General features: G+C 48.5%; 9 protein-coding genes. 1 reads left to right on the top strand and 8 read right to left on the bottom strand.

Annotation, left to right across the window (positions count from 1 at the left end; translation table 11 throughout):
* Positions 1-46: 46 nt before the first annotated feature.
* The 5 genes from CLV82_RS07495 to CLV82_RS14920 form a co-directional block, all read right to left on the bottom strand.
* Positions 47-1,591 (bottom strand): Ig-like domain-containing protein, encoded by a 1,545-nt coding sequence (locus tag CLV82_RS07495; protein WP_133643702.1) that lies wholly within the window; start codon positions 1,589-1,591, stop codon positions 47-49.
* Between the two features lie 276 nt (positions 1,592-1,867).
* On the bottom strand, positions 1,868-5,557 hold the full coding sequence (locus CLV82_RS07490) for a right-handed parallel beta-helix repeat-containing protein (protein ID WP_243744168.1): 3,690 nt from the start codon (positions 5,555-5,557) through the stop codon (positions 1,868-1,870).
* A 226-nt stretch (positions 5,558-5,783) separates the two neighbouring features.
* Entirely contained in the window at positions 5,784-7,718 is a 1,935-nt protein-coding gene (locus tag CLV82_RS07485; protein WP_133643701.1) for an OmpA family protein, read from the bottom strand.
* Between the two features lie 11 nt (positions 7,719-7,729).
* Positions 7,730-8,683 (bottom strand): PorP/SprF family type IX secretion system membrane protein, encoded by a 954-nt coding sequence (locus CLV82_RS07480; RefSeq protein WP_133644485.1) that lies wholly within the window; start codon positions 8,681-8,683, stop codon positions 7,730-7,732.
* Positions 8,684-8,699: 16 nt separating this feature from the next.
* A complete protein-coding gene (locus tag CLV82_RS14920; RefSeq protein WP_243744166.1) occupies positions 8,700-13,199 on the bottom strand; it encodes a T9SS type B sorting domain-containing protein in 4,500 nt (1,499 codons plus the stop codon).
* A gap of 359 nt (positions 13,200-13,558) precedes the next feature.
* Between CLV82_RS14920 and CLV82_RS07470 the strand changes: the two genes are divergently transcribed.
* Positions 13,559-15,151 (top strand): peptide chain release factor 3, encoded by a 1,593-nt coding sequence (locus CLV82_RS07470; protein WP_133643700.1) that lies wholly within the window; start codon positions 13,559-13,561, stop codon positions 15,149-15,151.
* A gap of 35 nt (positions 15,152-15,186) precedes the next feature.
* Here the strand turns inward: CLV82_RS07470 and CLV82_RS07465 are convergent, their stop codons facing one another.
* The 3 genes from CLV82_RS07465 to rpoB all read right to left on the bottom strand — a co-directional run bounded on the left by CLV82_RS07465 (position 15,187) and on the right by rpoB (position 23,708).
* Complete coding sequence (locus tag CLV82_RS07465; protein WP_133643699.1) at positions 15,187-15,498, bottom strand: DUF3467 domain-containing protein; 312 nt, start codon at positions 15,496-15,498, stop codon at positions 15,187-15,189.
* A 67-nt stretch (positions 15,499-15,565) separates the two neighbouring features.
* A complete protein-coding gene (gene rpoC, locus CLV82_RS07460) occupies positions 15,566-19,861 on the bottom strand; it encodes a DNA-directed RNA polymerase subunit beta' (protein ID WP_133643698.1) in 4,296 nt (1,431 codons plus the stop codon).
* Positions 19,862-19,898: 37 nt separating this feature from the next.
* On the bottom strand, positions 19,899-23,708 hold the full coding sequence (gene rpoB / locus CLV82_RS07455) for a DNA-directed RNA polymerase subunit beta (protein ID WP_133643697.1): 3,810 nt from the start codon (positions 23,706-23,708) through the stop codon (positions 19,899-19,901).
* Positions 23,709-23,822: the final 114 nt, after the last annotated feature.

Below are 23,822 nucleotides of genomic sequence, written 5' to 3'. Positions count from 1 at the left end.
ATAGTTTTTAATTTACGCAGTCAACCGGAGGGATAAAGACAAAATCCTACCGGGGAACCACCCTGGGTGTTGTAAACCTATTGATGATAATCGACCCGATCCGGACAGTCAGACGCGCGGTAGCTGAAGGCGTGGGAGAACAGGAAGACCCGCTTTTGGAGGCCAGTACCCTGTACAGATAATTATTATTAGTTAGCTCTGCAGTTGTTATAGTTAGGGATAAGGTATTTGTCCCCATATATCCGAGGCCATCAGATAAATTACTAAAACTAACACCTCCATCGGCACTGAATTGCCATTGGTACGTATCAGCCGAAGTGGCGGTTGCGGTAAAAACAGGGGACTGTCCTACCAGCACTTGCTGGTCGGGACCAATTACAGCCGTAGGACGTGCATCCTCTGTAAGGCTGATTGCTGTACGAGAATCACTGGTACAACTGGTTACTGTATGACGCGCCTCGGCATAATAGGTACCTGGTGCAGAGGGAGTATAACTCTCGCTCCCGGCTAACAAAAGCGTTCCGCCCGTGGAAGCAGTATACCAATCTACTGTTTCTCCTGCATTTACACCTGCAGTAAGGGGTGGAACGGGATCTCCCGAGCAATAGCGCTGGTTTCCTCCACTTACAGGTGCATCAACCACAGGGCAGGTGCAACTGGGAGAATTGATAAAGGTCTGATCTGTACAGCTGTTCGGCGCTGTTACTGTTACAGTGATATCTGTACCATCGGGAACTTCAGAAATGTTCCAGCGATTACCCCCCAGATCTGAGACAATTCCGGCAGTACTGCTTACCGTACCGGAACTTACTGATACTTCCAGGGAATAAGTATTTGTAAGCAGGTTACAACTGGGCGACCGGGTTACGGAAATGTCAGGACTGGATTTGAGGGTTAAGGAAACAGGGGTTCTGAAAATACTTCTACGATCACTATCCACGTCATCAACACTTTCCGCGTAATAGGTAGTAGTCCCTATGGTATTCCAGGTAGGGGAGACAGGGGAACCTCCGCTTTCGCCGGCGTACCAAACGACGTAAGCATTCTGCGGTGGAGTTGCAGAAGCGGTCAGCGTTTGGATTGAAGGTTGAGCACATTCTACCTGATCGCCATCACTCGTTGGCGGGGGGAGCGCTGTTTCCAGGTCTCCGAAAGAATAGTCCGAACCTCCTTTGCCATTGCAGGTAGAGAACTTTTCTGTACCTATAAAAATAACCTGCGATGCATTACAGCTTTTATTGGTGCTAATAGTGCCTCCCTGGTTGATCACCCTGGCACCTGCCGGCAGGTATATATTAGCATTTTTAACCCATTCCAGGATCCCATCCACCTCTACAATAAGATCAGCGACATTTAATGTGAAATCCCCATTATCCGGGATCAGCAAAATATCATCAGCGCCTGCGCGATCCCCGATAAAAAGTTCTGAGATGGTAAAGGCATTTACATCAATATTCAGCGTAACTGTATTACCTCCCATGATGGTAACCCTGTTAACGTTGCTATTCTGGCCGGGGTAATCTGTGGCTGCCACCCAGGAAGTACCATTATAAGTCTGCCAACTCGCAGGGCTATTCCAGTTACCACTCAATAAGCTTCTGTAATCGCCTGCGGTTTGCGCCTGAGATAAGTATATACATCCGATAAAAGACACGAACAAACATCCTATTAATCGATAATATGATTGGAAATATATGGTGACTGCCATCTGGTTATTAGAAATTCATGCTTTTCAGGTGGCCTAATATAGAGACCGTCTTTTAGAGCTAATAAATTTTGTTGTCTATGTCCCAAAATACATGGTGTAGAACCACAACAGAGTTTATTTTATCTTGAGATAAAGATAAATACAGAAAGTCTAAGCCTGTTAGTTCGGATCTACCCGGTATGTGATCCTTCGATTAGTTATTACTGTAGGTACAATAATTACAGACCTGGGGGAGAATTCTGAGGTACTATTCCCGAGTGTAGCCGTAGCCGTTAAAAGGGCTCCAACATGAGTTCCGGGAGGTGCCGGAACCACGAAACGGAATTTATTGGTGGTATCGGTGTTCCCATCCACGTCCGTGTACGAACTGGAAGTTCCGTCGAGGTCTGCCCCGCTGCCTTCCGTGAAAGTAAGCAGGTAGGTCTGGCCCTCCCCGTAATCACTGCTGTAGGCAAACTGGTTGTCCCCCGCTGCTGCAGTGCCTTCCTCCACATCGGTTAGGAAGAATTCTAACCTGGCGCCAGGCCTCGACCATCCTTGTACAGTTAAAGTAGTTCCGTTACTGACCGCTAATTGCAAGATGGGAAAATTAGCTCGCCCGTTCGGTCCGTTATCTCCATCTCCACTGTCATTCAGGGTCACCCCATCTCCGCCCAGGTCTATCCCCAGGGAAGGTACCGTTGTTCCATTAGCGTAAAATGAATTCTGCGAGATCAGGTTCCCCGAGCTGTTACCAGTGAGTTCAAGACCTGCCCCGGCATTCGTATGGATAACGTTGCCGGTTATAGCCGCATCATCATCACCCAGCAGGATCCCGGCGAGGCATGCTCCCCCCAGTAAGCCCGAGGTAGTGATAGTATTCTGATCTATGGTTATAGGATCCGAGATCTGTCCTGCGTCGATACCATGTCCGGCCGAATTTTCAAGCAGGTTGGACTGGATCACTATGCCAGTACCGCTCTTAACTTCTATAGTGGCCTGGCAGATGGCATTCCCGTTATTGGTGAAATGGTTGTCCCGGATAGTAGTTGAATTTCCACCATCGATAAAAATTCCATTGTCAGCTGTTGTCGCGATGTAATTCCCATCGATAATACTGATCCCGTCCTTGATCTCTACCCCGACAAGTATGGCTCCCTCGTTAGAGCCGGTAGCATTTACCCCGATAAGGTTATTGCTGACCGTTAATGATCCACCGTCTATCAGGATGGCAGATTTATCGTCTGTGTACAGAGAAAGATAGCGGATTGCATTATCCGTACCGGTATTGATGAAAATTTCCCCTCCAGGCTTATAGAGCTGTATTTCGGGCAGTTGGTAATTGGGCAATCCAGTTGCTGCAGTTCCGACAGCTGTACCCCCGGCCCCAACGGTACCCGCATTGGAATCCCCGGAATATGCAGTCTGAGTCCGGCTATCTATCACCGTATTTACCCCGGTAATAACAGGAAGATCTACACTGGTGATATCAATACTGAATACTCCCGCGGTGTAATTCGCGTCCGCTGTCCTGCCCAAGGCATCCCCGGTCGGGGGGATCATAAAGACAGAGAGATCTTCCCCGGCCGCCGGGTCAAAAAGGGCATTTGCCTCTATATCCATAGTTCCGGACCCCAGCTCGTTACTGTTGGTGACGAACTGGTATAGAGAACCTTGTCCGGTTTCATTGGTATTCACGATCGTATTAAAACTGAACCCGAAGTCCATTCCTACGGCTCCTTCGTTCACAATAGTGATAGTACCCGTAGACTGGGCACCGGTAAGCGTTCCAGGCCCTACATCTGTAGCGGCCGGATTATTCCCCCCAACCTTATTGACGTCTGCCGTGATGCTGCCCCCGGCATAGTCGGCCTTATAGGTCTGTACCGGCATACAGCTGCCACAACTACTGCCGTTAGGCCTGGTAGAGCGAACCGAATTATTGACCACCCTTACCGTATAGGTACCATTCTGCATCCCTGCAAAGGTGTATTGCCCCGAAGCGTTGGTCGTGGTAGTAAAAACCAGGGTGCCGCCACTGTCATATAATTCCACTATGGCGTTGGGGATTCCTGCCCCTCCGGAAGTAGTCAAATCACGTCCCGGGCCGCCCCCGTAATTAATATCTTCAAAGACACGGCCTACAATAATGTTCGAAGGTACTTTCAGGATCACCGCATTCATCATGACAAAATCCTGGCCTACGTTTACCACCGTGGTAGCCGAAGTTTCGCCTGGGAGGATAAAACTGCTCACATCATAAGTATCAAGGTCTACCCCATGCTGGTTGGCATTATTGGTGATAGGTACACCTACGTTATCGTAATTCGTGGAATTAAAGGGGTTTCCGCCTGTATTATCTCCATCCCCTGTCAGGGTATTGGTTCCTGTAAGGGGGGTATTAAATTGCAATGATTCGTTATTCGCCAGGGTCTGATCCCCTTCCCAAGAAAGGATAGAGGTTTTAGAGCCGGCAGAACCAATGGCATAAAACCCGGAGAGCCCAAAACTGGTAGTCTCGTTCTGGTTCCCGTCAAAACCCTGGTAAAGGTTGATCGTAGAGGCCGGCAGACCCGGGGCCGTATAATAAACGACCAGGGCCCAGCCCCCTAGGGTGACGCCATAACTGCAGTAATTTCCCGAATTGTCTATGGTCAGGCCTGTGAAATCAAAGACATTAGTGGTGGGATCAGGGATCCCCTGTAACATCGTGGTAACATCTGCGGAATGGTTATGAAATTCCAGGCCCAGGATAGTAGTCCTGTAAACCAGTTGAGCATCTATGTCTGCCCCTTCAAAATTAACGATGGGATCCATCTGACCTGAATTCGTCCAGTATAGCGTGGCTTTCTCAATAGTTGCCCCTGCCGGGATAGCAGAGGTCAGGGTGCTTGAGGAATTGGTTGTAATGGAACAGGCATCGGTATTATTATCCTGTGTCCTGAGCGTACCACTTGCTGATGAATAATCCATATAACCATCAAATTCTTCAAACAGCACCAGGGGCGTGTCTCCAAGGACTACCTCATTATCCGTGATTGTACCTACCCCCCTGTTGTCAATATTGACAGAGCCGTTACTTGTCGATGTCATTTCTATCTCGAAGGTCTCCGGCAGTTCATAAAAAGTATCTTCGAGTATATTAACCGTAATGGTCTGGCTGTAACCGGAAGTACCGGTAAATAAAAGGGTTCCGCTCACCCCTGTATAATCCAGGCCATCGGTTGCCGTTCCCGCATTGGTTACATAATTCACCGTAAATGGAAGGTTCAGGAAAGTGTTGGGTCCCACATGGGTTGCTGTAAAGGTGACTGTGCCGGCTCCCTCATCAACGACAGGATCATCTATGAGTACTGATGTCGGATAGGTAGCCGTAAAAAGTACATTATCAAGACGGTATTCTTCGGTGTTTCCCCAGCCTTCAGTATTAGTCACAAAACGGACTCCGGCATTGGCATTTCTCTCGGCTGCGGTCAGGTCATAGGTAATAGAGCCACTTCCGTTAAGTGTTCTTCTCGCATTCCAGGAGGTCCCGTCAAAAAATTCGACATTAATTTGCTCATTACCGCTTATTTCCCGGTAATCCATGGTAAAGGTCACCGCGGTTGTACTGGACAGGTCCAGTCTACGCTCTATGGTGTTGTAATCCATATTGAGGATACGTAACTCTCCCCCTAAAATGGTAATCCTGTCGCTGGTTGGATCTGTAGGTTCCCCGTTCTCTTCCCAACCTCCTGAAAAGTTCAGCGATCCATCATTCCTGGTATAGGAAACCGTGGTAAACCTGTCTTCAAAAGTCTGCTGGGCCATCCCGATAACCGGAAGGCTGGTGAACATCAACAATAAGACTACCCTAAAAAGTCTGGCCATGGAAGAATCAAGTTTGATCTGGAAGCCCGTTTCTGCCATTTTATTGCAGTAAACAGACTTTCTACGAATAGATCAAATATATCCGCACTTCACCAGTTCCCTAAATAATTGTTGTGTAGAGCCACACAGTGGAGGTGTAACCCTTGTTTAACGAAGCCTGACCGATCCAATTTCACCGATGACATCCCTGAATTACGAAGCCCATCGACTAACGCACAAGCTTTGATTATTCAAGGATAATGAATTCAGAGCGCCGGTTGAGTTCGTGTTCTTCCTGTGTACATTTCACCCCGTTGCTGCACTGATTGACCAACTTGGTTTCCCCGTAACCTTCAAATTGCAGGCGATCAGCAGAAATGCCCTTTGCAACCATATAATTCACGGTAGATTCTGCTCTTTTCTGGGATAACCACAGGTTGTAGGCATCCGGCCCGCGGCTGTCTGTATGTGAATTCACCTTGAGCTTTAAACTGGGGTATTTTTCCATGGCGGCGATGACCTTCTGAATTTCTACTTCGGCATCTGGCCTGATATTGTATTTATCAAAATCAAAGTAGATGGTACTCAGTTGTAACAATTTGGCAAGGTCGTCCCCATAACCACCGGTAACTGTTTCCCGCTCCAGGTAGAAATCGATTATTCGCGGCTTGCCATCAGAAGCGCCCAGGTATTCTTCAGCAGGGATATACCCCTGCATCACCGCGCGCACAAAGTTCCCCTTGTTGCAGTCACAGGTCAGGGCGTAGGTGCCTTCGTCCCCGGTAATCGAGGACTGTATTTCCTGGTTGGATTCGTCTATCACTTTTACATTCGCCCCCACAAGTAACTCGTTCGATATCTTGTCCCGGACGGTACCGGTGATCTGCTGTATACATTCAAATTGTAGCGGTTCGTTCTCCACGAAGGCGTAGATGTCATCAGCTCCCATGCCACCTTCACGGTTAGAAGCAAAATACCCTTCTTTCTTATCCTCCCTGAAGACAAAAGTAAAGTCATCTTTGGGACTGTTCACAGGCCGCCCGACATTCTTTACAGGACCTTCAAAATCATCCCTCAGAATCTTCGCTGCAAAGACATCCAAACCGCCCAGACCCAGGTGACCATCTGATGAGAAATATAGTATTTCATTTTCCGTGATATAAGGGAAAGTTTCGCGAGCTTCCGTATTGATCACGGGGCCCAGGTTTTCAGGAGAGCCGAAAGTACCGTCATCATTGATCTTTGCCCTGAAGATGTCCGATTCCCCGAGGGTTCCCGGCATATCGGATGCAAAATACAGGTACTTCCCATCAGGGCTTAACGCAGGGTTAGCCACGGAATAAGCATCACTGTTGATAGGCAGGTCTTCGATGATCAGCCACTCCCCTTCAGCTTTGGTGGCCCGGTATATTTTTAGCCGGACGATCCCATTCTTGCCTTTCACCAGCTTCCCGTCCTTTTCATTATTCCGGGTAAAATAGAGGGTATTCCCGTCCGGGGTGACGGCTGTGGTCGACTCGTGCCAGCGCGAATTCACATTCTCTACCTTGACCACTTTTTCCAGGGAAACACTATCCGCATTCACCTTATACAGGTCAAGGAAATCCTTTGCTGTCCAGGTATGGCGATATCTTGCCAGGTTCCCGGTATCACGGTCTGAAGAAAATATAAGTCCATCCCGGTAATAGCTCGGCGCAAAATCTGAATACGGGGAGTTATAAGCGAAAGGTTTAAGGGTATAGCGACCGGAATTCTTCTCAATATCTTCCAGGTAATCAGCTTCTGAACTGAAGCGAGAAGCCCGTTCATCATGCCCGGTCATGGCAACAAATTGTTGCATCACCTTATTGGATTCCTCGTATTTGGCGATCGATTTTAACGATTGGCTGTAACGGAAGAAGTAATCGGGCGTTAGGTCGTCGGGGTATTCGCTGACCAGTCGTTTGTAGACCTCCGCCGCTTTGTCGTAATCCGAGTTAAAGTAGTAGGCGTTTCCCAGTTTCTTCAGCAGGTCTGCAGAAACATATCCTTTATCCAGGACGCGTTGGTAAATATCTATAGCCGGGGTAAATGAATAGTCCTGGTACTTTTCGTTCCCCTTGTTTATCAGGCGTTCCTGGGCCACAACCGGTAAAGCGAGAAGGGCTGCCAGGATACATAATAACAGTGATTTTTTTGTCATGGACTATTATTTTAAAAGAATCGGGGTGATACCAGCCTTCGGTAAGAACGAACCAATTCAAAACGTAGGTACACTTCGAAAGATCCATCATTAAACGTCGTACTACCCAGTTCAGTGGTTTCCTTATCATAGGCAAGCCCGACCATGAACTGGTCCGAAAGTTGAAATCCTACCAGGGCACTGAGCGCTGCATCCCATCGGTAGGCTGCCCCGAAAGAAAATTTTTCATTCAGTAAAAATGTCGTGGAGAGGTCTAACTGTATGGGAGCTCCCCCCACCACTTTAGTAAGGATTGCCGGCTTAAATTTCAGCGATGGGTTCAGATCCATCACATAGCCGGTTATAAAATAAAAATTCATGCGTTCCTTAGACAGGAACTGCACATCATTGGCATCCCGCTCCGAGTTGTCAAAGTGATCGGTCTCCAGCATATTAGGCGTAGACAATCCGGCGTAAAAGGTATTGGTATGGTAATAGAGTCCCAGCCCGAAATTCGGTGAGAACCTGTTCTCTATATTATCCCCGGAAATAGGTTCATCATCAAAATTATTAAGGCTGGAAAAGTCGAGGTTCAGCAAATGCCCCCCGGCTTTAAGCCCAAATGACATCTTGCCTTCCTCGGAAACATCAATGGTATAAGAAACCACTGCATCCAGGTAGGTTTCCTGTACCACACCATCCCCTATATTATCATTAACCACCGAAATTCCATACCCTACCCTGCTGTTCCTGATCGGGGAATGCAGGTTAATGGTCTGGGTTTCCGGTGCTCCTTCCAGGCCCACCCATTGGGAGCGGTAGAGTGCTGCTGCGCTGAGCTGGCCTCGTGAGCCCGCATAGGCGGGGTTCACACTCATGGTATTATACATGTACTGTGTATACTGTGCATCCTGCTGGGCAAACAGACCTGCAGAGAGGACTAAACTACAGATCAGGGAAAACAGGAAGTTATTATTCTTGGTCATCATTGGCTTCTATGCATTAATTACTGATGAATAAGGGTCCGCTGTCAGAGATAAATTCTCCATTAAGGGTATATTCAAAGATATAATAATATACGCCCGATGGCAGGTACTCCTCGGAACCAAAGGTAGAAATCCCCCTGGCCCGGCCATCAAAGACATTATTCTGGTTATTGTAATCATCGCCTATATACACAGGTCGTCCCCAGCGGTTATATATCCTCAGTTTATTATCCGGTACCCGGTCCACATTCCTGATGAACAGGAAGTCGTTCTTACCATCATTATTTGGAGTCACCATCTGGTTCACTTCAATTTTAGAAATGTCCGGGCGGTTATCTATAGGGTCCAGGTAATCCGGTGTACCATCATCGTCAGTATCGTCATTGGTCGGATCGTTATCATTGTCCGCATCCTCATCCGGGGTATCTATTCCATCCCCGTCATCATCAAAATCCCTGTAATTCACATCCTCAGTACCATCGGTATCAGGTAGATCATTAGCCGGATCATCGATTTCATCGTTCACGTCAAAACCGTCATTGGTATCTGATCCTTCGTAGCCGTTATCCAGGCCATCCATATCGTCATCAACCCCCGTAAATAACTGGTCGGGTTGCCCGTCAAAATTAAAGTCGTTCCCCTCGTTGTTATCAGGAACCAGGTCATTATCAGTATCCAGGTCCAGGTAATCCGGTTCATCGGTACCATCCGTATTCACCGGGGTCAGTCCTTCATCCCCGCTGCCTTCGTAGGCATTATCCAAACCGTCCATATCATCATCCAGGCCGGTAGGTGGGATATACCCGTCCGTTGTCTGGGCCTCCACGTTGTCCGGGATTCCGTCGTTATCCGAGTCGATATCCAGGTGGTTGGGGTAACCGTCGTTATCAGAATCCAGCGGATTGGTCAGCGGGTCGTCATCCCCGTCTGTATTCGGGTCTTCCACGCTGTCCAGGATACCGTCATTATCATCATCCAGGTCGGTACTGTCCGGAACGCCGTCTCCATCGGTATCTGTTCCGTCTCCCCCGTCAGTATCAGGATCCAGGTAATCCGGGGTGCCGTCCATATCGGTGTCGTCATTGGTCGGGTCGTTATCGTTGTCCGCATCCTCGTCCGGGGTATCAATGCCATCCCCGTCATCATCCAGGTCGCGATAATTCACATCCTCGGTGCCATCGGTATCCGGCAGGTCGTTGGCCGGATCATCGATCTCGTCGTTCACGTCAAAACCGTCGTTGGTGTCCGATCCTTCGTAGCCGTTATCCAGGCCATCCATATCGTCATCAACCCCCGTAAATAACTGGTCGGGCTGCCCGTCAAAATTAAAGTCGTTCCCCTCGTTGTTATCAGGAACCAGGTCATTATCAGTATCCAGGTCCAGGTAATCCGGTTCATCGGTACCATCCGTATTCACCGGGGTCAGTCCTTCATCCCCGCTGCCTTCGTAAGCATTATCCAAACCGTCCATATCATCATCCAGGCCAGTAGGTGGGATATACCCATCCGTTGTCTGGGCCTCCACGTTGTCCGGGATTCCGTCGTTATCCGAGTCGATATCCAGGTGGTTGGGGTAACCGTCGTTATCCGAATCCAGCGGGTTGGTCAGCGGGTCGTCATCCCCGTCTGTATTCGGGTCTTCCACGCTGTCCAGGATACCGTCGTTATCATCATCCAGGTCGGTGCTGTCCGGAACGCCATCTCCATCCGTATCTGTACCGTCTCCACCGTCAGTATCAGGATCCAGGTAATCCGGGGTGCCGTCCATATCGGTGTCGTCATTGGTCGGGTCGTTATCGTTGTCCGCATCCTCGTCCGGGGTATCAATACCATCCCCGTCATCATCCAGGTCGCGATAGTTCACATCCTCGGTGCCATCGGTATCGGGCAGGTCGTTGGCCGGGTCGTCGATCTCGTCGTTCACGTCAAAACCGTCGTTGGTGTCCGATCCTTCGTAACCGTTATCCAGGCCATCCATATCGTCATCCACTCCCGTAAAGAACTGGTCGGGTTGCCCGTCAAAATTAAAGTCGTTCCCCTCATTGTTATCAGGAACCAGGTCATTATCGGTATCCAGGTCCAGGTAATCCGGTTCATCTGTACCATCCGTATTCACCGGGGTCAGTCCTTCGTCCCCGCTGCCTTCATAGGCATTATCCAGACCATCCATATCATCGTCCAATCCGGTAGGTGGGATATACCCGTCCGTAGTCTGGGCCTCCACGTTGTCCGGGATGCCGTCGTTATCCGAGTCGATATCCAGGTGGTCTGCTATCCCGTCCCCATCAGAATCGGTTGGGTCCGTAAGTGGGTTGTCATCCCCGTCTGTATTCGGATCTTCCACGCTGTCCAGGATACCGTCGTTATCATCATCCAGATCAGTACTGTCCGGAACGCCGTCTCCATCGGTATCGGTATTATCTCCACCCCCACCGGAATCAGGATCCAGGTAATCCGGGGTGCCGTCACTATCTGTATCATCGTTGGTCGGGTCGTTATCGTTATCCGCATCCTCGTCCGGGGTATCAATACCATCCCCGTCATCATCCAGGTCGCGATAGTTCACGTCCTCGGTGCCGTCGGTATCCGGCAGATCATTAGCCGGATCATCGATCTCGTCGTTCACGTCAAAACCGTCGTTGGTGTCCGATCCTTCATAACCGTTATCCAGGCCATCCATATCGTCATCCACCCCAGTAAAGAACTGGTCGGGTTGCCCGTCAAAATTAAAGTCGTTCCCTTCATTGTTGTCCGGCACAAGATCGTTATCCGAATCCAGGTCTAAGTAATCCGGTTCGTCTGCGCCATCGGTATTCACCGGGGTCAGTCCTTCGTCCCCGCTGCCTTCGTAGGCATTATCCAAACCATCCATATCATCATCCAGACCGGTAGGTGGGATATACCCGTCCGTTGTCTGGGCCTCCACGTTATCCGGGATTCCGTCGTCATCCGAGTCGATATCCAGGTGGTCTGCTATCCCGTCCCCATCAGAATCGGTTGGGTCTGTAAGAGGGTTGTCATCCCCATCTGTATTCGGGTCTTCCACGCTGTCCGGTATACCGTCATTATCATCATCCAGGTCGGTGCTGTCCGGTACACCGTCACCGTCGGTATCGGTATTATCACCTCCCCCATCAGAATCAGGATCGAGATAATCCGGGGTGCCGTCACTATCGGTATCATCATTGGTAGGATCACCGTCATCATCGGCATCCTCGTGGGGAGTGATGGTTCCATCCCCATCATCATCCATATCCCGGTAGTTGACATCCTCGGTACCATCGGTATCCGGCAGGTCGTTGGCCGGATCATCGATCTCGTCGTTCACATCAAAACCGTCGTTGGTGTCCGATCCTTCATAACCGTTATCCAAGCCATCCATATCGTCATCCACCCCGGTAAAGAACTGGTCGGGCTGCCCGTCAAAATTAAAGTCGTTCCCCTCGTTATTGTCAGGAACCAAATCGTTGTCGGTATCCAGGTCCCTGAAATCGGGAAGGTCTGTATTATCGGTATTCTCAGGGGTGATTCCCTCGTCCCCGCTGCCTTCATAGGCGTTATCCAGGCCATCCATATCATCGTCCTGCCCAGTGGGCGGTATATAACCGGAGGTAGTCTGTCCTTCCACGTTATCCGGGATGCCGTCATTATCCGAGTCGATATCCCTGAAGTCCGGATTATTATCGCTATCAGTGTTCACCGGGGTAAGCCCTTCCCCGGCGCCGGGTACAGACTCGTAATGATCATCGAGACCATTCCCGTCGGAATCATTAACGCATACGGGGATAAAACTATCGCTTTCCTGGGCTTCCACATTGTCCAGTATACCATCGTTGTCCGAATCGATATCCCTGAAATCAGGATGTGAATCCCCATCTGTATCCACAGGATGAAGTCCTTCTCCTGCACCCGGGGAAGATTCATAATGGTCATCCAGACCATTGCCATCGGTATCATTTTCACATACGGGGATAAAGCTGTCGCTCTCCTGGGCTTCTACGTTGTCCAGGATACCATCATCATCAGAATCTATGTCAAGGAAATCGGGCACCCCGTCTCCGTCTGTATCCACAGGGATCAAACCGCCACAGGCACCAGGACTGGGTTCGTAGTGATCATCCAGGCCGTTACCATCGGTATCCACCCCGCAGGGTGCAATAAAACCCATGGTGGTCTGGGCTTCGACATTATCGAGAATACCATCGTTATCCGAATCAATATCCAGGTAGTTGGGAATACCATCCCCGTCCGTATCGGTTGGATCGGTCGCAGGATCATTATCACCATCCGTATTAGCATCCTCGTTGGCGTCTATTATCCCATCGTTATCGTCATCGATGTCAGTGGAATCCGGCACCCCATCTCCATCCGTATCGGCATAAAAAATGGAAAGGTTGTTCACGGAACCATTATCGGCTGTGAGGGGAGTACTATATAGAAAAAGGCCCAGGAGAACTGCTATTACAAGGTTGTAAGTTGCAGAAGTTCCCTTGGTATCAAGAGTAAAATCTTCCATAAATGATAGTTTTGGTTGAAACGTATCACCATGGCAAGCGGCTGCTACAGGTAAGAATTGGGCAATTCTAAAACTACTGCAAGATAGACTATAATTGATCTCACTCAAACTGATTTCGGGGGATCGCGCTAAAATTATCCTTTAACGTCAATAATCATCGATGAAGCGCAAATAATCGATATAAATGCAGTATTTAAAGTCTTCTGAAGTTAAGGTTTTCCATTGTTTTTTCCATGGATCATCGATAAATGACGAATTGCCGGGTCAGAAGACTGTTTCTTAAAACTGAGGTCTCAGAAATTGGTCATCCCGGGGTCATATCGAGTTAAATTGACTTATTTTTGCACAAATTTTATTGCATGAGCTTTCTCAAGGAAATAGAAAAGCGCCGGACTTTTGGCATCATATCCCACCCCGATGCGGGGAAGACCACCCTGACGGAAAAACTGTTATTGTTCGGGGGAGCCATCCAGGAGGCGGGCGCCGTTAAAAATAATAAGATCAAAAAGGCTGCTACCAGTGACTTTATGGAGATTGAAAGGCAGCGGGGAATCTCCGTGGCTACTTCTGTCCTGGCATTCCTCTACAGGGACAAGAAGATTAATATCCTGGATACCCCTGGTCACAAGGATTTTGCCGAAGATACTTTCCGGACCCTGACTGCCGTAGACAGTGTGATCGTGGTGATCGATGTCGCCAAGGGGGTGGAGGAACAGACCGAAAAACTGGTAGAGGTCTGCCGCATGCGTAACATTCCCATGATCGTTTTCATCAACAAGCTGGATCGTGAAGGACGGGATGCCTTTGACCTGTTAGACGAGGTGGAGCAAAAACTGGGACTGACCGTAACCCCCCTGAGCTTCCCTATCGGGATGGGGTACGACTTTAAGGGGATCTATAACCTTTGGGAAAAGAACATCAACCTCTTTAAAGGGGAAAGCAAGAAAAAAATTGAAGACACCATAGCCTTTGATGACCTGGAAAGCGAAGAGCTGGAAAAGATCATCGGGGAAAAAGCTGCTGATACTTTACGTGAAAACCTGGAGCTGGTGCACGGGGTATACCCTGAATTTGACAAGGAGGCCTACCTGGCCGGACAGCAGCAACCGGTCTTCTTCGGATCAGCCCTGAATAATTTCGGGGTCCGGGAAATGCTGGACTGCTTCGTGGATATTGCTCCTTCTCCACGCCCTAAGAAAGCGGAAGAGCGAGTAGTTACTGCCAAGGAGAAGGAAATGACGGGATTCGTTTTTAAAATTCATGCCAACATGGATCCTAAACACCGGGATCGTCTTGCTTTCGTAAAGATCGTGTCGGGAACTTTTGAGCGTAATAAACCCTATCTACACGTCAGGCATAACAAAAACCTGAAATTCTCGAGTCCAAACGCATTTTTTGCGGAGAAGAAGGAGATCGTAGATATTTCTTACCCGGGGGATATTGTAGGCTTACATGATACTGGGAATTTTAAGATCGGGGATACTCTTACCGAAGGGGAGGTACTCCATTATAAAGGAATCCCCAGTTTCTCCCCGGAACACTTCCGCTACATCAACAACGCAGACCCCATGCGTTCCAAACAATTGAATAAAGGGATAGACCAGTTAATGGATGAGGGTGTGGCCCAGCTCTTCACCCTGAACCTGAACGGGAGAAAGGTCATAGGAACGGTTGGCGCCCTGCAGTACGAGGTCATACAGTACCGGCTGGAACACGAATACGGTGCAAAATGTACCTATGAAAATTTCCCGGCCTATAAGGCCTGTTGGGTAGATCCACAGGATCCGGGGAACGAAGAATTTTCTGAATTCCAGAGGGTAAAACAGAAATTCCTGGCTACCGATAAACGCGGCCAATTGGTTTTCCTTGCAGATTCACAGTTCTCCCTGCAAATGGTGCAACAGAAATACCCCACCGTAAAACTGCATTTTACATCAGAATTTGACTCATAAAAAAAGGCCTCCGATCGGAGGCCTTTTTTAATTGCTTATGCTTCACCCGGAGGCCCGAAATTCATCGGGATATTAGGCTGGTCATAATCCTGTATGGCGCCGTGCGACTTCTCGAAGCGGGCCACGTTATCCTTAAGTGCCTTGAGGAATTTCTTAGCGTGTTGTGGCGTGAGGATAACCCTGCTTTTCACCTTCGCCTTGGGTGCGCCGGGCATCAGGCTGATGAAATCCACCACGAATTCAGAGGCTGAGTGATTTATAATGGCAAGGTTGGAATAGGTTCCTTCCGCCGTTTTTTCATCCAGCTCTATATTGATCTGTTTCTGTTTGTTTTCGTTTTCGGCCATGGTTGCTTACGATTAAACATAAAAAACCCCAATCAGTTAAGATCGGGGTTTTCCAGTAATTATATGATTAAAACTTCAGTTCCTCTTTGCGGGCCATGATCTCATCGTATTCCTCTTTAGAACCAACGATGATGTTCTCATAATCTCGCATCCCGGTACCGGCAGGGATCCTGTGACCGACGATCACATTTTCCTTAAGACCTTCCAGGTCATCTACCTTACCGCTTACAGCCGCCTCGTTCAGTACCTTGGTGGTTTCCTGGAAGGAAGCCGCCGAGATGAATGACTTGGTTTGCAGCGATGCCCTGGTAATACCCTGCAGGATAGGTGTAGCTGTAGCAGCCACCGCGTCTCTTGCAGAAACCAGTGCTTTATCCGAACGTTTAAGGATAGAGTTCTCATCCCTTAACTCGCGCGCCGTAATGATCTGGCCCGGTTTAAGGTTTTCTGATTCCCCTGCATCCTCTACCACCTTCTTACCGAAGATGTTATCGTTCTCCTGGATAAAGTCGTCCTTGTGAACCAGCTGGTTCTCGAGGAAGGTTGTATCTCCGGAATCCTGAATCCGCACCTTACGCATCATCTGTCTTACAACGACCTCAAAGTGCTTATCGTTGATCTTCACACCCTGTAAACGGTACACTTCCTGTACTTCGTTCACCAGGTACTGCTGAACAGCTGATGGTCCTTTGATCGCCAGGATATCTTCCGGTGTGATAGAACCATCGGATAACGGCATACCGGCACGAACGTAATCGTTCTCCTGTACCAGGATCTGGTTAGACAGTTTCACCAGGTATTTCTTCACTTCACCCAGTTTGGACTCGATGATGATCTCCCTGTTTCCACGCTTAATTTTACCAAAAGATACTACTCCGTCGATCTCTGAAACAACCGCAGGGTTAGATGGGTTACGTGCTTCGAAGAGCTCGGTCACCCTTGGAAGACCTCCGGTAATATCCCCTGCTTTAGCAGATTTACGCGGGATCTTAACCAGGATCTTACCTTCTTTGATCTTATCCCCGTCATCGACCATAATGTGCGATCCAACCGGCAGGTTGTATGAACGCAGCACTTCGTCTTTGTTGTTCTTGATCAACAGGGTCGGGATCAGTTTCTTGTTCCGGGATTCAGTGATCACTTTTTCCTGGAACCCGGTCTGTTCGTCAATTTCTACTTGGAAAGTAACTCCTTGTTCGATATTCTCGTAAGCGATCTTACCTGGGAATTCAGAAACGATAACACCGTTATATGGATCCCACTGGCAAATGATCTGTCCTTTCTCAACCTTCTCACCATTTTTGACAAACAACTGAGATCCGTAAGGAATGTTATTCGTACTTAGCGTGATACCGGTCTTGGCGTCAACGATCTTGATCTCGGAAGTCCTCGAGATAACGATATCATTCTTCTTATCCCCGTCATTATCCTTAACCGTTCTCAGGTCTTCTATTTCGGCAATACCGTTAAATCGTGCTTCCAGTTTGTTATCCTCGGAGATGTTACCGGCAATACCACCCACGTGGAAGGTACGCAGTGTAAGCTGAGTTCCCGGTTCCCCGATAGACTGTGCAGCCACAACTCCGACGGCTTCACCTCTCTGTACCATTTTATTGGTAGACAGGTTACGCCCGTAACACTTGGCACATATACCTTTCTGAGCCTCACAGGTCAGCGGTGAACGTACTTCGATCCTTTCAACAGGAGAGGCTTCGATCTTCTTAAGATCAGCCTCCATGATCTCCTGTCCGGCTTTCAGCAACAATTCCTCTGTAAGCGGGTCGTAAACGTCGTGCAGAGATACCCGTCCGAGTATTCTTTCTCCAAGTGACTCCACAACCTCTTCATTCTTCTTCAGGGCCTCAACCTCGATTCCCCTTAGGGTCTCACAGTCTTCAGTGTTAACGATCACATCCTGTGACACATCTACCAGCCTACGGGTCAGGTAACCTGCATCCGCCGTCTTAAGAGCGGTATCCGCAAGTCCTTTCCTCGCACCGTGAGTAGAGATAAAGTATTCCAGGATCGATAGTCCTTCCTTAAAGTTAGAGAGGATAGGGTTTTCGATAATTTCACCACCCCCGGCAGTAGACTTCTTAGGCTTGGCCATCAGTCCACGCATACCGGTAAGCTGTCGGATCTGCTCTTTGGATCCCCTTGCACCTGAATCCAACATCATGTATACCGAGTTGAATCCCTGCTGATCTTCACGAATACGCTTCATAGCGAGTTCGGTTAGCATAGCATTGGTAGAGGTCCAGACATCGATCACCTGGTTATAACGTTCGTTATTGGTGATCAGACCCATGTTATAGTTCATCATGATGCCGTCTACCTGTTCGTTGGCTTCGGCGATCATTTCATGTTTCTCCTGTGGGATGATAATATCCCCAAGGCTGAAGGATAATCCACCTTTGAAGGCGAAATCATACCCCATGCTCTTGATCTTGTCAAGGAATTCTGCCGTGGTAGGTACATCGGTAACCGCAAGGATACGACCGATAATATCACGAAGCGACTTCTTATTCAGTACGTCGTTCACATATCCGGCTTGTTCCGGAACCACCATGTTAAACAGTACCCTACCAACAGTTGTTGGTATGATCTGGTTAACCAGCTCTCCCTCTTCATTAAAATCTTTCGCCCTTACCTTGATCCCGGCGTTAAGCTCCAGTCGCCCTTCGTTGAAAGCGATAACCACTTCTTCGTAAGAATAGAAGGTCAGACCTTCTCCTTTAACTTTGTAGTCGTCTGTAGACTTGCGCTCCTTGGTCATATAGTACAGACCCAGAACCATATCCTGAGAAGGTACCGTGATCGGTGACCCGTTCGCAGGGTTCAGGATGTTGTGAGAAGCAAGCATCAGTAACTGGGCTTCCAGGATAGCTTCCGGACCAAGCGGCAAGTGTACTGCCATCTGGTCACCATCAAAGTCGGCGTTGAATGCCGTACACACCAATGGGTGCAGGCGGATCGCCTTACCTTCGATCAGTTTTGGCTGGAAAGCCTGGATCCCTAACCTGTGCAGTGTGGGGGCCCTGTTAAGCAGTACCGGGTGTCCTTTCAGTACGTTTTCCAGGATATCCCATACTACCGGCTCTTTCTTATCGATGATCTTCTTGGCTGACTTAACCGTCTTAACGATTCCACGTTCGATCAGCTTCCGGATCACGAAAGGCTTATAAAGTTCTGCGGCCATGTCTTTTGGCAGACCACATTCGTATAATTTCATTTCAGGACCTACGACGATCACCGAACGAGCGGAGTAATCCACACGTTTACCGAGAAGGTTCTGACGGAAACGTCCCTGCTTTCCTTTCAGGGAATCTGAAAGGGATTTTAACGGACGATTAGATTCTGTCTTAACAGCAGAAGCCTTACGGGTGTTATCGAAAAGTGAATCTACTGCTTCCTGTAGCATACGCTTTTCGTTACGAAGGATCACTTCAGGAGCTTTGATCTCCATCAGTCGCTTCAGACGATTGTTACGGATAATCACCCTGCGGTAAAGATCGTTAAGGTCTGAAGTCGCAAATCGTCCACCATCAAGAGGAACAAGCGGGCGTAATTCCGGCGGAATTACAGGGATCACTTTCATGATCATCCATTCCGGGTTGTTCTCACGGTTATCCTGTGATTCCCTCAACGCTTCAACTACCTGCAGCCTTTTAAGGGCTTCAGTCTTACGCTGTTTAGAGGTCTCGGTGTTGGCCTTGTGACGCAGGTCGTAAGACAGCTGCTTAAGGTCTATTCGGGACAATAATTCTATCAGGCACTCTGCTCCCATCTTAGCGATGAACTTGTTGGGATCAGAATCTTCCAGGTACTGGTTCTCCCTCGGGATAGTCTCAAGAATGTTCAGGTATTCCTCTTCAGTAAGGAAATCCATTTTCTTGATCTCTTCTCCTTCAGGACCTTTGGCGATACCTGGCTGGATCACGACATAACGCTCATAGTATATTATCATGTCCAGTTTCTTGGACGGAAGTCCAAGCAGGTATCCTATCTTGTTAGGAAGTGAACGGAAATACCAGATATGCGCAACAGGAACGACCAGGTTAATGTGACCTACCCTGTCTCTCCGTACCTTTTTCTCGGTTACCTCTACCCCACAACGGTCGCAGACGATACCGCGGTAACGGATACGCTTATACTTACCACACGCACACTCGTAATCCTTTACAGGACCAAAGATACGTTCACAAAACAGACCATCGCGCTCCGGTTTGTGCGTTCTATAGTTAATAGTTTCCGGCTTCAACACTTCTCCCCGGGACTCTGCCAGAATAGACTCCGGAGAGGCCAGACCGATGGAAATCTTGTTGAACCGCTTTTGTTGTGTATTATCTTTTAATCTAGCCATAATGCTAATGGTGATAGTAAATTAAATATGTGTGTAATTATTCTTCCAGTCTGATGTCCAAGCCCAATCCCTTGAGTTCGTGCATCAGTACGTTGAAAGATTCTGGCAATCCAGGTTCCGGCATAGTCTCACCTTTGACGATAGACTCGTAGGTCTTGGCCCTACCGATCACGTCATCCGATTTAACGGTCAGGATCTCTCTCAGGGTTGCAGAAGCTCCATAGGCCTCCAGTGCCCAGACTTCCATCTCCCCGAAACGCTGACCACCAAACTGGGCTTTACCACCCAATGGCTGTTGCGTGATTAACGAGTATGGCCCGATAGACCTGGCGTGCATCTTGTCGTCTACCATGTGACCCAGTTTCAGCATATAGATCACACCTACGGTAGCAGGCTGGTCAAAACGCTGACCGGTTCCACCATCGTAGAGATAGGTATGCCCGAAACGCGGGATCCCGGCTTCATCGGTATACTTGTTGATCTCTTCGAGGGTTGCACCGTCAAAGATCGGGGTGGCAAATTTCTTGCCGAGCTTAAGCCCTGCCCATCCAAGTACGGTCTCGTAGATCTGCCCGATGTTCATACGCGATGGTACCCCAAGAGGGTTCAGCACGATGTCTACCGGTGTTCCGTCTTCAAGGAACGGCATATCTTCCTGGCGTACGATCCTTGCAACAATACCTTTGTTACCGTGACGACCTGCCATCTTATCACCTACTTTCAGCTTACGCTTCTTAGCGATGTATACTTTGGCCAGTTTCATGATCCCGGCAGGGAGTTCATCCCCGACAGAGATCGTGAATTTATCCCTTCTCAGGTTACCCTGCAGGTCATTTAATTTAATCTTGTAGTTGTGCAGCAGGTCGGCTACCAGGGCGTTAGTCGCTTTATCGGTAGTCCAGCTTCCGCCTACCAGGTGGGCGAAATCATCGACTGCGTTCAACATCTTCATGGTGTACTTCTTACCTTTTGGAAGAACTTCTTCTCCCAGGTCGTTCAGTACTCCTTGTGAAGTCTTACCATTGACGATCTTAAAGAGCTTTTCAATAAGAACATCTTTCAGTTGCTGGAATTTTACTTCGTATTCCAGCTCCAGTTTTGCAATGGCTTCTTTATCTTCAGAACGCTTGCGCTTATCCTTGATAGAGCGTGAGAACAATTTCTTGTCGATCACAACCCCGCGTAGGGATGGAGAGGCCTTTAAAGAGGCATCTTTTACATCACCGGCTTTATCACCAAAGATGGCACGAAGCAGTTTTTCTTCAGGTGTCGGATCTGATTCTCCTTTAGGAGTGATCTTACCGATCAGGATATCTCCGGGTTTTACTTCGGCCCCGATACGGATCATACCGTATTCGTCAAGGTCCTTGGTCGCTTCTTCAGAAACGTTAGGGATATCATTGGTCAATTCCTCTGCACCCAGTTTAGTATCCCGTACTTCCAGGGCGTACTCATCTATATGGATGGAGGTGAAGATATCTTCACGAACCACTTTTTCAGAGATCACGATCGCATCCTCGAAGTTATATCCTTTCCAGGGCATGAAAGCTACCTGCAGGTTACGTCCCAGGGCAAGCTCACCGCTTTCCGTAGCATATCCTTCACAAAGAACCTGTCCTTTCTTCACCTTATCGCCTTTACGGACAATAGGTTTCAGGTTGATACTGGTTCCCTGGTTGGTCTTCCTGAACTTGACCAGGTCATAGGTCTTGGAATCCTCGTCAAAACTTACAAGCTGCTGCTCGTCAGTTCTCTCGTAGCGGATAGTGATCTGCTTGGCATCAACGTACTCTATGGTACCGTCGCCTTCGGCGTTGATCAGTACCCTTGAGTCAGAAGCTACCTGCTGCTCCAGTCCTGTTCCAACAATTGGAGACTGGGGCTTTAATAATGGTACCGCCTGGCGCATCATGTTTGATCCCATCAGTGCACGGTTTGCATCATCGTGCTCCAGGAATGGAATCAGGGATGCAGAAATAGAAGCGATCTGGTTAGGAGCAACGTCTGTGTAGTTTACCTCTTTCGGATCTACTACCGGGAAGTCACCTTCCTCACGGGCAATAACCTTCTCACGATCGATAGTACCGTCTTCCTTCAGCGGGATGTTGGCCTGTGCGATCTTCATGCCCTCTTCTTCCTCGGCACTCAGGTACCTGAATTCTTTAGTATCCACTTTCCCGTCCTCTACCTTACGGTAAGGAGTTTCCAGGAAGCCCATCGGGTTTACCTTGGCAAACACGGAAAGGGAAGAAATAAGACCGATGTTCGGTCCTTCAGGAGTTTCGATCGGACAAAGTCGCCCGTAGTGTGTATAGTGAACGTCACGTACCTCGAAACCTGCCCGCTCTCTTGACAGACCACCTGGCCCAAGGGCTGAAAGCCTACGCTTGTGCGTAATCTCTGCCAGCGGGTTGGTCTGGTCCATGAACTGTGATAACTGGTTCGTTCCGAAGAACGAGTTGATCACAGAAGAAAGGGTCTTGGCATTGATCAGGTCGATCGGGGTGAAGACCTCGTTGTCACGTACGTTCATACGCTCACGGATGGTCCTTGCCATACGGGCAAGACCTACCCCGAACTGGGATGATAACTGCTCCCCTACCGTACGAACACGACGGTTAGAAAGGTGGTCAATATCATCGATCTCAGCTTTGGAGTTGATCAGTTCGATCAGGTACTTGATGATGGTAATGATATCTTCCTTGGTCAGGACCTGCTTGTCCATCCCGATATCCAGACCTAACTTCTTGTTCATCCTGTAACGACCTACCTCTCCGAGGTTGTATCGCTGATCAGAGAAAAACAGTTTGTCTATAATACCACGTGCCGTTTCCTCATCTGGCGGTTCTGCATTACGCAGCTGCCTGTAGATGTGCTCTACGGCCTCTTTCTCAGAGTTAGTAGGGTCTTTCTGTAATGTGTTGTGGATAATGGCATAGTCAGACTGTGCATTGTTCTCCTTGTGAAGCAGGATAGTCTTCACATCGGCATCCATGATCTCGTCTATATGCTCTTTCTCCAGTACTGTATCACGATCGAGGATGATCTCGTTCCTTTCAATAGAAACAACTTCCCCGGTGTCTTCGTCCACAAAATCTTCGTGCCAGGTGTTCAGCACACGGGCCGCGAGTTTACGTCCCAATACTTTCTTTAATCCGGCCTTGGAAACTTTCACTTCTTCAGAGAGGTCAAAGATCTCAAGGATATCCTTATCGCGCTCAAAACCGATGGCGCGGAAAAGGGTAGTTACCGGTAATTTTTTCTTACGATCGATATACGCGTACATTACGCTGTTGATATCGGTAGCAAATTCTATCCATGATCCTTTAAAAGGAATTACCCTTGCAGAGTACAACTTGGTTCCGTTAGCGTGGAAAGACTGCCCAAAGAACACACCGGGTGAACGGTGCAACTGGGAAACCACAACACGCTCGGCCCCGTTGATAACGAAGGTTCCGCTTGGGGTCATGTATGGGATAGTACCCAGGTATACGTCCTGTACGATAGTCTCGAAGTCCTCGTGCTCAGGATCAGTACAGTATAATTTTAACCGGGCTTTTAATGGTACGCTGTAGGTAAGCCCACGCTCTATACATTCTTGTATGGAATAGCGGGGCGGATCTATAAAGTAGTCCAGGAATTCCAGCACAAACTGGTTTCTGGTATCGGTGATGGGAAAGTTCTCCATGAAGGTATTGTACAAACCTTCATTCCCTCTTTCGTCAGATTTTGTTTCAAGTTGAAAAAAATCTTGAAATGATTTAATCTGAATGTCCAAGAAATCCGGATATTCCGGTATGTTCTTAGCGGATGCGAAACTTATTCTTTCAGTCTGATTTGTGAACATCAATGGACAAAATTTTGATCGTGAATATTAATGTAGGGGTGTATATGCCTTTATATACTGCGCATAAAAGGGTTTAGGTCTAGCCACCGTAAGGGCGGAAAGACCTAAACCTAA

This window comes from Zeaxanthinibacter enoshimensis, assembly GCF_004362865.1.
Lineage (GTDB): Bacteria > Bacteroidota > Bacteroidia > Flavobacteriales > Flavobacteriaceae > Zeaxanthinibacter > Zeaxanthinibacter enoshimensis.
The sequence above is the reverse complement of the archived record's forward strand: the minus strand, read 5'-3'. Positions and strand labels throughout refer to the sequence as shown.

Bases quoted from the DNA above. Each gene is read 5' to 3' on its own strand.
- CLV82_RS07490 (WP_243744168.1), bottom strand. From the start codon at position 5,557: ATGGCCAGACTTTTTAGGGTAGTCTTATTGTTGATGTTCACCAGCCTT.
- CLV82_RS07485 (WP_133643701.1), bottom strand. From the start codon at position 7,718: ATGACAAAAAAATCACTGTTATTATGTATCCTGGCAGCCCTTCTCGCT.
- CLV82_RS07480 (WP_133644485.1), bottom strand. From the start codon at position 8,683: ATGACCAAGAATAATAACTTCCTGTTTTCCCTGATCTGTAGTTTAGTC.
- CLV82_RS14920 (WP_243744166.1), bottom strand. From the start codon at position 13,199: ATGGAAGATTTTACTCTTGATACCAAGGGAACTTCTGCAACTTACAAC.
- CLV82_RS07470 (WP_133643700.1), top strand. From the start codon at position 13,559: ATGAGCTTTCTCAAGGAAATAGAAAAGCGCCGGACTTTTGGCATCATA.
- CLV82_RS07465 (WP_133643699.1), bottom strand. From the start codon at position 15,498: ATGGCCGAAAACGAAAACAAACAGAAACAGATCAATATAGAGCTGGAT.
- rpoC (WP_133643698.1), bottom strand. From the start codon at position 19,861: ATGGCTAGATTAAAAGATAATACACAACAAAAGCGGTTCAACAAGATT.
- rpoB (WP_133643697.1), bottom strand. From the start codon at position 23,708: ATGTTCACAAATCAGACTGAAAGAATAAGTTTCGCATCCGCTAAGAAC.